This window comes from Streptococcus sp. 10824 (assembly GCF_013276595.1).
GTDB lineage: Bacteria > Bacillota > Bacilli > Lactobacillales > Streptococcaceae > Streptococcus > Streptococcus pseudopneumoniae.
Genome location: NZ_VMLH01000001.1, coordinates 1 through 12,188 on the forward strand (window position 1 = coordinate 1; position 12,188 = coordinate 12,188).

Consider the following 12,188-nt stretch of genomic DNA (forward strand, 5'->3'; position numbering starts at 1 on the left):
CAATTATAGCATAAAAAAGCATAACGCACCAAAATTGGTGCGTTATTGACTGTTTTTCCTAAACCTCTCTAAATTCTTCTCCAATTGTTCCTTATGAAGTTGATTCTTAGCTTCCTTTAATGTGTCGTCCAAAGTTTCTTCTCTGTAAGTTGATTCTGTTTTTAGTTGTTCTGATCCTTGATCTGGAGTGAAAATGATATCTAGCAGTCGGTCTATTTTTTCAAGATCTTGGGAAGACATATCAGATAGTCTATGAATCAGCTTTTTAAATATATCACTATTGTCGTGATTTTTCTTAAAAAATGTTGTAAACATCTATAACCTCTCAAAAAAAGCAGCCTATCAGGACTGCTTAGTGTAATTCGGAAATCGCATCATAAATGGACTGCAATTTCTTATTGTCTTTATTCTTTGTGTCAATCAACGTATGTAGCTCTTCAATTTTCTTTTGACTACTTTGAATATCGCTATTGTTATCTGCAATCAGTCTTTTAAGATGTTGCTGATAACTTGTAGTGATATCTGTCTCTTTTCCTGTTCTAACCTCTGTAACTTTGGATTTAGAACTAGGATTTGATTCCGTCACAGGTGCTTGTTTTCGCTTTTGAAAAGCTGCTTCATAATTTACATCATTACCTCCTTGATGATTTCCAAATAAGGCCGCAATTTTATCTGGATCTTCTTGATTTTCTGATTTACTTTCTAATGGTTGATTAAAATTCCAATCTTTTGTCATTCACTCATTTCATCCTTTCTAAATTCAGAATCATCGAATTGTCTTTCTTTACCAAAGGCATGGTCAAGAGCTTCTTCAAAACTCATGTGACTAATGCTTTGACGCCTTTTGAACGTCGCAAACATCGCTGTCTCTAGTTGCTCTTTGTAAGCAGCTAGTTTTTCTGTTTCTCTTGCTACCTTACTCTCTTGCCTAGTGACCTTTTCTTCTAAGCGTTCGATTATGGTCATATACGATCCTCCTTCATACTAATATTAGCTAAAACATCTTGATTTTGTTATCACAATTCTAAACATTGAGAAGTTTGTCTTACTGGTGGATTTCCAAATGTCTCTTTTACAGTCTCAAGCATAAATTGTAAATCTGATTTCTTTTCTCGAAGAATATCGTTCCAGTCTCGTTTTTCTTTCCCAGATTCATTATCAGGTAAATCCAGTAAAACAGGCAATCCTGATTGAGATAACTTATCAGAAAAATCTTTACCTGCATCATCACAATCTACTGCCAGTGTCAATAAATCAGGATGATTATCAAAATAGCTGGTGGTATCACGAATTGTATTGATTAAAGGCAATAACTTTGAAGGTATTACTGTATCTAAGAATTCCAATTTCTGATTTTCTTCAGCTATCAGTCGTAAAGTTTGATAAGCGACAACAGACCTTTTTAATCCCTCCATAGATACCAAACGAACATCTGATAGACTTTGTTGATGTAGCTCGTAATAGCTCATCAAGTCGATGAACGATTCACAAAAGACCAGTCTATTGGGGTGACCAATATCAAAGGATATTCCAACATGTCCATGGCTTCCTTTTAGAATCGTTTTCAACCTCTCTCTTGGAAGAGAATGATTCTTATAAATCCCTTGTAAGCTTGCTGCCTGCAGTTTGTGACGATGATCAAAACTTTTTAAAACAATAACAGGTTCAACAGTTTCATTTGTTTTCCAACTGGCTTGTGCTATCAAACCTTGTTGAATCATCTTTTGTACGATTTCTTCTGAAATTCCTCTACATTCTGTTAAGTAATATCTGGCCAGACTACAGTTAGAATCTTCTATTCTATTTAAAGGATAATAAAATGGTCTCTCTCTTTTTTCTTGAACAGCTTCTTTTTGAAAAGGTTCTTCAGAAAGAAATGCTAGAGCTTTTTTAAAGGAAATTCCCTTAACAAGTCGAACAAAATCAATGACATCACCTTGAATATCTCTTGAAAACCATTTAAAAGTATTGGTAGTTGAAAAAATCCGAAATGAATCGTGTTCAGGATGTTCATAGACACTGCTCGAAACTTGTTTAAAGGAGATACCTAAACGATTGGCTACATCAAGAATTGAAATTTGCTTACATTCTTCTATTTCCATGCAATATCATCATTTTGTTGTAGTATTTGGCAGTGATGGAACAGATGAGGATTCTTCTAAAGTTTTGGGAGTGGCCTTATCTAAATCATCTAACCCAGATTTCCAAACCTGTACTTGATTGACCAATAACTTACCTGGTAGTTTAGAATAGGACAATTTAACCGTTCTGGTTTCTGTCTGATTGGTCTTTGATTGGTTGGCATTCTTTAAATCGGATACATAGGTTACATTATAAGAGACCATGGCAATAGCTTGATTCGTAGTCTGATTGACAAAGATATCTGCTTTTTCAAAATGATAATCCAAAATATAGTCCTTATACACTTGGTTCATGGCATCATTTTGACTTGACAATTCTTGAGAATAAGCCGATTCAGTCATATAAGGTTGAATACGTGTATTATTTTCTCCGAGCTTTTCTTTCGTATAGTACTGAGTCAAAAATTCTTTTACAGTATCCGATGACAAAATACTTGCCTTATCTTCTGCTTGTTTGTCCTCTACAAGTTTAGCTGCAGCCAATTCGATTTCTTTGCGACTTTGTTTAGCAGTAGAATGTTGACCAGCAGTATATCCCATCATGAGAATAAAGCTAGTCGCAGCCACTGCTCCAACACTAATTAAGGCTTTAGTTTTGACTTTATTTAACATCTTAGACCTTCTTTCTATAAAAACTAGGTCAAGAATAACAAAAAGAACTTGTAAGTTTTATCACATCACAACGAAAGGTAATTCCTACATTTCAGGCGCAAAATCGTACAGTTCAGAGAAAAATATCAAAATTAGCTGTCTTCAGTTTATAATATAAATTTGAGAAGAGCTCTTTCTCATATTGAACGACATAAACAAGCCATAAATACAAGTAATAATAGTGAGGATAATGATTTTCATAAATTATTACTCCAATTTAGCTATGATGTATATGAAAGAATCAAGGCAAATAAAAAACCTTATCCGAATTTAGATTCAGATAAAGTTTTTTAACCATCTAACAAGTTTACATACTTTTCTTAGTTTTGGAGTTTATGAAACGCCAACTGAATCCTAGAACCAACATCAGATTGATGAAAAGGTACACAGCCGTAAAACTAGTTAAACCATGTTGTCTGATATCATCAAAGTATAAAGTAGGTTCAGTAAAGAACAAATAAATTCCATAGACCTCCACGAAAATAAGAAAACTGACAAAACCAATCAGGAAAAGTCCACTGGCAATAAGGAAGATCCTCCATAAAAGAATGAGAATTCCTCCTACTGCTAAAAAAATTACTGGGATAAGGAGTAAATCATTCATGACTTTCTCCTTTCTAATCAATCAACTGTCGATAATGGGTGGCAAGAGAAGAATCAAACTCTTCTAGTTTTTGAACTAATTCCAAATACTCCTCTTTTTCATGTTCTTCAAAGTCCACACCTCGATGATTTTGAAGAGTGATTTCCAATTGGCTAGTGAGTTCTCGTTTAGAAAAACTGTAATCCCCAGTAACTTCCTCATAATGTTCCTTTAGCTCCTTGTAGGCTTGATATTCTTCAGGTGTTTGAAATCCCTGTACCAAGGCCTCTTCTAATTGATAATAGGTATCTTCCATCATAATCGTTACCTCGTTTCTTTCTATCTTTATTCTACCGCGCTTTTCTTTTCTTGTCCGCTATTTATATCTATTTTTTAATCTAATTCAAAAGAAAGTTGTTCTTGCTTTTCCTTTCCTTTTTCGTGGAATTGTCTTAGGGCCTGATCAATAATATCTAAATCTGTTTCTGTTTCAATCAATGGCGCGAGTACATCGTATTCGGCCTTTTTAGTTTGATAATCCTCTTCCTTTGGAAAATTTTTCTCAATTTCTACTCTAGCAGTAGTCCATTTATCCTTTAATTCATCCAATAAGTTCTGAGTTTTCACTTGGTCCTCTTTAATGTGATCAATCGTATACTGAAGCCTTTGAATGGCCCCCAAAGGAGAATACAAATCTAAACTGACAGAATACTGATTTTCTCCTACAATCTTAACAGAGAAGGTTTCAGGAAGAGGTTGATTTGTTGGAAGACTAAGCATTTTAATCTCAAACCCTCGATAACTGGCTAGGGTGCGAAATTCTTTAATATCAGCTTGATTATGACGGATAAGACGGTGTAGGGATTCCCCTGCTTCAGCTCGTTGATCAAAAGCTTGCTTACCTACCGTCATAGAAAATGCCTGGTCTTTCGACATTTCAGACTGTTGAATGTCGCCTTCATACTTGCTTAATCGTTTCTCAAGAATGGGTATATTTTCTTTACAGTAAGAGATTGTATGACGATAGTGATCCTTGCTGCGTTGAAAGGCGCGTCTTTGATTTTCTAATAGAGTTAGATCATTCTCTAGTTCCATCTTATATTTGAGATAAGGATTACCTGTTGCTAGTGCCTTAAAATCAGAAGCTGTCATGGTCTGCTCATCAATGTCTTCCGCAGCACGAATCGGCTCCTTAGAAGTCATAATCTGCTTAATATAACGGAGTTTGTTCTCCTGAGTTGCCCATAGATAATTATCAAATGAACCTTTGGTAATGTAGTGGTAAATATCCACTTCCTTGTTTTCATTTCCCTGTCGGATAATACGTCCATTACGTTGCTGAATGTCACTTGGTCTCCACGGTACATCCAGGTGATGAACTGCTTTCATCTTGCTCTGAACATTTAAACCTGTTCCTCCTTTTTCAGTTGAAGCAAGGAGAATCCGCACCTCTCCTGCATTGACCTTTCGAGACAAACTATTCTTCTTTTCATCACTATTGGCATCATGTACAAAGGCAATTTCTTTACTAGGGATTCCTCTATCAACTAATAATGCCTTAATCTCAGAATAAACATCAAAGCCATTGTCCTTTTTCTTAGGTGTGCCAATATCTGAAAAAATCATCTGAGTAGCCTTATTTTCCATTCCTTCTCGATAAATTCTCTCAACATTATCCACTACCTGAAGCAGTTTATGATTGTCTGCTAGACTATAACTAGAGTCCAATAAACGCATATCAATAGCTAATTTTCGTGCCTCACCCGTAATTTTTAACATGTTATCCTGGCTTGGATCAACTGTTCCACATTTAACCGCATCTGACCTCATAACTAATTCTTCTAAATAGAGTTTCTGGTTTTCAGTTAACTCACTCTCAATAGGTATAATACGAGCTTCTGGAACAGGTAAATCCAACATATCTTGTGTTTGAATGTCGGCTGTTTCTTTATAGATTTTCATCAACTCAGGTAGATTGACAAACTTTTTAAATCGTTTCTTAGGCTGGTACTTATCCCCTGTAGGAGCTAATTCCATAGAGTTTTGAATTTCTCCAAAAGCACCTACCCAAGAGTCAAAATAATCAACTTGATAGCGTTTTAAGATATCCGGTTGAATGTAGTTCATCATAGTATACAGCTCACTAATTGAATTTGAAACAGGTGTTCCTGTCGCAAAGACAATATTTTTAAAATCATGTTCTTCCTGAATCTGTCGAACCTTCATTTCCATATCCACGTTCTTCTTAGACGTTGTATTGGTAATCCCTGCTACATTTCCAAGTCCAGTAATTGGACGTATATTTTTAAAGTGATGTGCTTCATCCACAAAGAGAAAATCAATTCCTAAGTTCTCAAAATCAATAAAACTATCACGATTAAAGCGTTGGAGTTCTTCCAATTGTCTCTCAAGACCACTTATTGATTGCTCTGCTTCTTTAACGGTGTACTTATTTTCAGAATGTGTTTTAATCTCTCGTAGTTCATTGAGTTTATCCTCGATATAATTCATCTGTATTTCCTTACTGACAGGGATTTTTTCAAATTGAGAATCCCCAATGACAATGGCATCGTAATCTCCTGTAATAATACGAGAAACAAATTGTTTTCTTCTCGCCTTCACAAAATCTTTCTTAGTGGTCACAAAGACTTTTTTAGTAGGGAAAAATTTCATAATTTCTTGGCCAAATTGAGCAGACAAACTAGAGGGCACTACATATAAGGGCTTATGAACCATCCCTAACTCCTTTAATTTAAACCCAGCACCAAGCATGGTCAAGGTCTTTCCTGAACCTACCTCATGAGCTAATAAGGCTCTTTTTTCTTCTACGATTCTTTGAATGGCATTCTCTTGGTGAGGACGAAGACTGATGTTTTGTGCCAAGCCATCAATGACTAGATGGCTACCGTCATACTCTCGACTAACCGTTCGATTATAAAGACTATTATAGCTTTCCTCAATGACTTGTTGGACTTCGGGATACCGTGAGACAAATTCTTGAAATAGCTCTTGTAAATGCTGCTCTTTTGCTCTTAGAACAGAGGTTTTTTCCAAATCTGTGATAGTCTTTTTCTTTTCTCCTTCCGTAACAGTCATGGTAATCGTCGGTTGGTTCGAATTAAGTAAATTCTCAAAAATCTTTCTTCCTGTATCATAACGTGACCCACTGACTCCAAGACTACTATCTTTGGCACTTGGATAGCGATAAGCAAATGATGTCCTTAAATGAACCTGGCCATCGACAGGATTCACTTCAATGACTTGTTCAACATCTGGCGAAGACAATTCAAATTCACGATTGGTAAAACATTCAAAAGCAAATTTACCATAAACGGATTGAGGAATCCAACGTGACCCTATTTTAAACTCAATATCTGCCAGATGAATCCGTGGAGGGCGAACAGATTCTAACAAATCTAAAGCATGGTTCCAATCATATTCTTGGTTGTTTTCCTCTACTAATAGTTGAACTACTTCTATCTTGTTGAGAATGTCTCCTGATAAAAACTGGTTCTTAGAAAGATATTTTCTTTCTCCTCTTAAATAGCTTTCTGGATCCATTAAAATCTGGTCACCTAACTCATCTAAAATAGCAGCTTGGCTATGTTCGGGATAAATTGATACCATATAGTCTAAATCAACCCCTCTACCATCCGATAAACTAGAGTTTAAGGCATCTAGAGCCGTTGAGACTCTTGCGATCACTCTCTCTGGCCTAACCAATGCTTTCTCAAAGGCTAAAGATTTTTTATATTTTACTTTCTGATCTTTAGAATCGATGTATTCATCTTCTAAACTTGCTAGTAAAGAATACTTATCGTCACTATCAAATAAGTTCCGATTAACGGAAGCATTCAAGTATCCAAATTGACTTACAAAACGGTCATATTCACGATTGAGTTTACTAAGCAATTCCTGAAAATCAGCCCGACTATAATCTTGATGACGTTGAATTTCAATTAAGGATTGATAGGTCTCTCTCAAATCAACCATTCCCTTAATGCGACCAATGTCCTTATCCGATAAGGGGCTTTCATAAAATACAGTTTTTTTGAACAGTCCCTTATATTTCCCTCTTTTACTCGCTTCTTCTGACTTGTAAACATCTAGTGCTTCCTCATCTGTCAAATGAAGTTGCACGAATCGGTCTATTTTATGTTCAGACAAAGAACTGTCCCAAGCTTTAAAATCTCCCTTCTCATCTACATAATAACTAATTTCGTCTACTTTTGAACTTTTCCGAATGCCATGCGTATCTCGGTAATAAATTTGATTTCCCTCATATCCAAAAGAATAGAGCGCTATGTCCTCACGTATACGACTTGGGATAGAATTATCCACTTCTTCTTGGATAAAAACAGGTACTTTCAAAGAATTGTCAATTTGTTTAGGTGCTCCCACATTCTCTAATGCTTTCATTATGTCAGTAGATAATGTTTCTGATACCCCCTTAACATTGAGGGTTCCTCCATTAAAATTTCGTACCTCATATTGACCCAAAACTTGTATATTGTGTTTCCCATCAAAATAGGGATTGATCCAGACACGCTTATCCTCCTCAAAGGGAATAGAGCCACTAAAGACAAGTTCCTCCTCATTAAGATTCTTTGCTTGATCCTTTTGAAAGAAGAGGAGATCTGTGGTCACTCGAGTACCTGCAATGCTTTTAAAAGCCGTATCCGGCAAACGGACTCCCCCTAAAAAATGAGTGTTGGTTTTAATCTCTTGTAAGACATTATCTGTCCGCTTATCCATTGTCCCGATAGATGAGATAATCGACACTTGTCCTCCGTCTCTTACTAAATCAAGTGAGTGTTTGACAAAGTAGTCGTGAATCATATAAGGTTTATCATAGTTTTTATCAGCAATCCGAAAATTTCCAAATGGAACATTCGTTAAGACTAAATCAAAACTATTATTTTGATAGGGAACTTCTTCAAATCCTCGCACTTCAATATGGACATTTGGATGGAGTTGTTTTGCGATTGCGCCTGTCACACTGTCTAATTCAACCCCATAGAGTTCTGATTTCTCTCGTATACTTCTAGGAATAGCCGCAAAGAAGTTCCCAGTCCCCATAGAAGGATCTAATATCCTTCCTCCCTCAAAACCATCATCCAGTAACTTTTGCCAAATCTGGCGAATAATCATTGGGTCTGTATAATAGGCTGTGAGAGAACTTTGTTTCATAGTGGAGTATTCTGATTTACTTACTAAACTCTTAAGAGTTAAACGTTCTGTTTCATACTTTGGATTGAGTTCATCGAAAAATTCATTGGCAAGACCGCCCCAGCCGACATACTTAGCTAGTAGCTCTTGTTCTTCTGGACTTGCTTGTCGTCCCTCTTTTTCTAATCTTTTAACAAGATCAATTGCGGCGATATTCGTTTCAATCTTTTCTCGATTTGTCTTAGGATAAAAGTCCTCTAAATCATCTGGAAAAACAAAATCTTGAACAGGGACATCCGTCTCTTCTATGCCTACAATAAGCGTTTCTGTTTCCTTATCCTTTTCATTTTCTTCTTCCAGGTAGGAAAACAAATCTATTTCCTGACTTTCACTTGATGAATCAATCTCAATCTCTGAATCTTCTTTCTCAAGTTCTACACGAGACAATACTTGTTCAATCTCTTCCAAACTGTTCAAGTATAAGATAGGATTCTCTTCAAATAACTGCTTGGAATCATTTAATAGCTCTAGGCGAATTAAGTCATTTAACTGTGCATTTTCAATCGAAACCAATTGAAATACTTGTCCTTTATAACTTACTTGTGAACCGATTGGATATTCCCTCAAAGCTTCTTCTACAATTTTATCGACATTAGAAAAAGAGTTCGTTTCTTCCGTTTCCTGTTCAATATCACTTGAAGGAGATAAAACTTCCTCTACTTGATTAGACTTTTCTCTTATAGCCTTTACTTCATCAAAATGAGTAATAATCTTCAGCTTTTGTGTCAGTGGGAGTTGTGTGTAGTTTTCTTCATGTTGGACAAGATCCGTAACGGTATCTAAAGTAGCCATCAATTCTGAACCCAAATAGGCTAGAACATCTCCCTCTTTTTCTTCAAAATGAATCTCAAGAACTTCTTTTTTAAGCTCTTTTGAGTCAACCATTAGAAGAAATTCCTCTATATCTCTACTAATACGGTCAGATAGATTATTCGCAACTCGATAGACATTGACTAAATTGACATCCTGATTCTGATGAAATACAAGCTCACTTAATGGTTCTAACTTCTCTTTTTCAGATTGGATGTAAAATCGAGTGGAAAGGTTATAGATTGCGACTTCTTGCACCAAGTATTTCTCCCAACTACTTAATTGAGATAATTTACTTAGACCTGCTTGTCCAAAATTTCTTGTATAACTTTCTAAATCTTGGTCATTATTTTCAGAACTGTCCTCTAGGAAAGAAATAATATCTTGATGAAACGAATAGACATGAGGTATCTCTTCTATTTTGCCCTCTTCAGTCAAAAAACTCTCTACCAAATCCTGCCATTTCTCATCAAAATGTTGCGCTTGATAACGAAGAAATAAGTCCATTTTCTCTCTATCTTTTGGAATTGTTCCACGAAACATAGCCAATAATTGTATTACTTCCATACTCGCTCCTTTCATCTATACGAAAATAGGAGAATCACATGATTCCCCTACAACTCTATCTCCATTTCAACCTCTTGAGGACTGATTTCTAAATCACTAGATAAAAGAGAAACGGCATCCGTTCTCATGTAGTAAGTATATAAGTCTTCTAGGTCTTGTTGGTTTTCAATCCCTGTTTCAATACTAATCAGAGCCTGTATAAATTCCTTGTAGTGACTCTCCATCATATCTGAAATCTCTTGTTTCATTTCCATAAATACTGAGGACGGTTCAGTGATACTTGTTTGGTCTATGTCTTGTAAATCCTTTTCTAAGGGATTGGTTCCTTCTTCTATTTCCACTAAATCTGAACGTCCATCACCATCAGAATCTGCGCTAAGAGGATTGGTTCCTAGCGCCAATTCTTGAGCATCAGTTAGTCCATCTTGATCCGAATCACGTTGATAAATGGCTTCCATATACTTCCTTCTTTCCTAGTTAATCTTTTTTCACTCCAATCCTACCAAATATTCCTTGAAAGAAGTATCACAACAAAAAAGAGAACGAGCTAAAACTGCGTTCTCTTAAAAATGATAAAACATTACTATTAAAATAGATTACATGTAAAACTCTAAGCAGGCAGAGCCTGCTAACTCATGACAGAAAAAGATGTTTAGCCTATAATAAAGGTGAACAATACCAATACGTGATCTTTAATAGGGCTTTTCCTAGCCTGTATGTCAAACTGGTTGAACAAGAGTCATGAGATGACTCGAATATGCCTTGAGCATGAAAATATCTTACTAGTAGCCTCTTGTTCTATTGTTCAAATAGTTAACAGGAGGTTTTTATAATGGAAGTCATGATTGAAACGTGTTTGTATTCTTTTGAATCAGTAACTAATCCAATTTATCTATCTCTAAATATATAAAATCCCTTTGTAATACTATAAAAAATAACTAACAAAGAAATAACTATAAGACTCGGTTGCCAGAAACCTGATATGTCTATTAAACTACTGCCTAAAAGTTGGCCAATAAAGCTAACTAAAATTAAAATAATTAAATTGAAAACTACTGATACTAATAAAATTAACACCGAATGTATTATTGCCTCGCCTATACGTATTTTAAAAAGTTGTGATCTTGACACTCCCAGTGTCTTTAACTGTTTAATGTCTTCAATATCTTTATTAGAAGATAAAATTGTAAGAGAAATAGAACTAGTAATAATCAGAATAATTGGAGCAGACAGATAAGCAATAAAGGAAGCTCTTGCTTCGAGTACACCGTTTGCTGTATTCATGAATGAATACATATTTTGGGTGTAAAGAATAAACCCAGAAATGAGAGTTACTCCCATGCTCATTGAAGTTTGTATACTTTTCAAATAACTAGGATTGGATAGTAGATTCCAAAAGCCTGTATTAATTACATAATTTTCAGTTGGAAATATCCTCATTAAAAGTTTTATTAGAAACACTTGAATTGATGGAGATAGTGATTGAATAATAAGGATGTGAATAATTAATAAAAATAATATTATGCTTGACTGTGTTGAAATTATTTCTTTGTTTCTACTAAAACTTGCTGAAACAATCAAACCTATACATAGTAACCATAGGATTAAACGAACAGAGATGTTAATAAAACCAGTTACTGTAACTTTTCTTTTTTTCTTTTTTGGTTTTAATATTGATGATATTTTAAGTATACGACTTGAATAAAAGTAAGCCCCTATCCCGACAATTGTTGGGACTATGAAAACACTCAATAAAATTGATTGAATGTTGGCTGTAATAACTAAATCAGGTAACTCATCTCTTCCTAATAAATTTTGTAAAAATTTGTAGTAACTATCTGCCATGATAAATGAAAGTATTGTACCAATACTACTAACAATCACTGCCATTAAATAAAACTGTCCAGATACTAATAAAGATAGCTGAGTTCTGCTTGCGCCTAGGGTAGCCCATAATTGGTAATCCTTTTTAAAGATATCTATTAGCAGTCTTATATTATTTGAAATAAGGAAAAATAGAGTAGTCCCGCCAAAAACTATTAGCATTTGAAAAAGTTGTGAAGCGTTAATATTAGCAGTCTTTATTGCACTAGCAATACCAAATAAAGATGTTCCAACAATCAGGCTAGATACAAATAGTAATGGTATTGTTCCTAACCATTGTCTTTTTGAGTACTGAAATTGGTAAATGATTAATTTTAGCATAA

11 protein-coding genes are annotated in these 12,188 nt (G+C 35.1%); 1 reads left to right on the forward strand and 10 read right to left on the reverse strand.

Going from position 1 to position 12,188, the window contains the following annotated elements; all coding sequences use genetic code 11:
* Window positions 1–42 precede the first annotated feature (42 nt).
* The 5 genes from HT701_RS00005 to HT701_RS00025 are packed head-to-tail and all read right to left on the reverse strand — an operon-like array spanning window position 43 to window position 2,753.
* Window positions 43–315, reverse strand: a complete 273-nt coding sequence (locus HT701_RS00005; RefSeq protein WP_000495438.1) for a hypothetical protein — start codon at window positions 313–315, stop codon at window positions 43–45.
* A 37-nt stretch (window positions 316–352) separates the two neighbouring features.
* Complete coding sequence (locus HT701_RS00010) at window positions 353–736, reverse strand: DUF5945 family protein (protein ID WP_000159213.1); 384 nt, start codon at window positions 734–736, stop codon at window positions 353–355.
* The gene (locus HT701_RS00015; RefSeq protein ID WP_000152419.1) at window positions 733–966 is read right to left on the reverse strand and encodes a DUF5965 family protein; all 234 of its coding nucleotides are present in this window, start codon (window positions 964–966) and stop codon (window positions 733–735) included. Before HT701_RS00015 ends, HT701_RS00010 begins: the two co-directional genes overlap by 4 nt.
* Before the next feature lie 50 nt (window positions 967–1,016).
* Window positions 1,017–2,102, reverse strand: a complete 1,086-nt coding sequence (locus HT701_RS00020) for a toprim domain-containing protein (RefSeq protein ID WP_000401905.1) — start codon at window positions 2,100–2,102, stop codon at window positions 1,017–1,019.
* 9 nt (window positions 2,103–2,111) lie between these two features.
* Entirely contained in the window at window positions 2,112–2,753 is a 642-nt protein-coding gene (locus HT701_RS00025) for a hypothetical protein (protein WP_000933083.1), read from the reverse strand.
* A 135-nt stretch (window positions 2,754–2,888) separates the two neighbouring features.
* Between HT701_RS00025 and HT701_RS00030 the strand changes: the two genes are divergently transcribed.
* Complete coding sequence (locus HT701_RS00030) at window positions 2,889–3,086, forward strand: hypothetical protein (RefSeq protein ID WP_074187117.1); 198 nt, start codon at window positions 2,889–2,891, stop codon at window positions 3,084–3,086.
* A 13-nt stretch (window positions 3,087–3,099) separates the two neighbouring features.
* Here the strand turns inward: HT701_RS00030 and HT701_RS00035 are convergent, their stop codons facing one another.
* From HT701_RS00035 to HT701_RS00055, 5 genes are all read right to left on the reverse strand, one after another.
* Window positions 3,100–3,396, reverse strand: coding sequence for a DUF5966 family protein (locus HT701_RS00035; protein ID WP_000998888.1), 297 nt, complete (start codon window positions 3,394–3,396; stop codon window positions 3,100–3,102).
* A gap of 13 nt (window positions 3,397–3,409) precedes the next feature.
* Window positions 3,410–3,694, reverse strand: a complete 285-nt coding sequence (locus tag HT701_RS00040) for a DUF5962 family protein (RefSeq protein WP_000969645.1) — start codon at window positions 3,692–3,694, stop codon at window positions 3,410–3,412.
* Window positions 3,695–3,768: 74 nt separating this feature from the next.
* Window positions 3,769–9,981 carry a DEAD/DEAH box helicase family protein gene (locus HT701_RS00045; protein WP_240152336.1) on the reverse strand — a complete coding sequence of 2,071 codons (6,213 nt, stop codon included), beginning with the start codon at window positions 9,979–9,981 and terminating at the stop codon, window positions 3,769–3,771.
* 47 nt (window positions 9,982–10,028) lie between these two features.
* On the reverse strand, window positions 10,029–10,439 hold the full coding sequence (locus tag HT701_RS00050; protein ID WP_000387507.1) for a thrombospondin type 3 repeat-containing protein: 411 nt from the start codon (window positions 10,437–10,439) through the stop codon (window positions 10,029–10,031).
* A 430-nt stretch (window positions 10,440–10,869) separates the two neighbouring features.
* Window positions 10,870–12,186, reverse strand: a complete 1,317-nt coding sequence (locus tag HT701_RS00055; protein WP_000915988.1) for an FtsX-like permease family protein — start codon at window positions 12,184–12,186, stop codon at window positions 10,870–10,872.
* Window positions 12,187–12,188 lie beyond the last annotated feature (2 nt).

Coding starts and splice junctions, on each gene's coding strand:
- HT701_RS00005 (WP_000495438.1), bottom strand. CDS start 315: ATGTTTACAACATTTTTTAAGAAAAATCACGACAATAGTGATATATTT.
- HT701_RS00010 (WP_000159213.1), bottom strand. CDS start 736: ATGACAAAAGATTGGAATTTTAATCAACCATTAGAAAGTAAATCAGAA.
- HT701_RS00015 (WP_000152419.1), bottom strand. CDS start 966: ATGACCATAATCGAACGCTTAGAAGAAAAGGTCACTAGGCAAGAGAGT.
- HT701_RS00020 (WP_000401905.1), bottom strand. CDS start 2,102: ATGGAAATAGAAGAATGTAAGCAAATTTCAATTCTTGATGTAGCCAAT.
- HT701_RS00025 (WP_000933083.1), bottom strand. CDS start 2,753: ATGTTAAATAAAGTCAAAACTAAAGCCTTAATTAGTGTTGGAGCAGTG.
- HT701_RS00035 (WP_000998888.1), bottom strand. CDS start 3,396: ATGAATGATTTACTCCTTATCCCAGTAATTTTTTTAGCAGTAGGAGGA.
- HT701_RS00040 (WP_000969645.1), bottom strand. CDS start 3,694: ATGATGGAAGATACCTATTATCAATTAGAAGAGGCCTTGGTACAGGGA.
- HT701_RS00045 (WP_240152336.1), bottom strand. CDS start 9,981: ATGGAAGTAATACAATTATTGGCTATGTTTCGTGGAACAATTCCAAAA.
- HT701_RS00050 (WP_000387507.1), bottom strand. CDS start 10,439: ATGGAAGCCATTTATCAACGTGATTCGGATCAAGATGGACTAACTGAT.
- HT701_RS00055 (WP_000915988.1), bottom strand. CDS start 12,186: ATGCTAAAATTAATCATTTACCAATTTCAGTACTCAAAAAGACAATGG.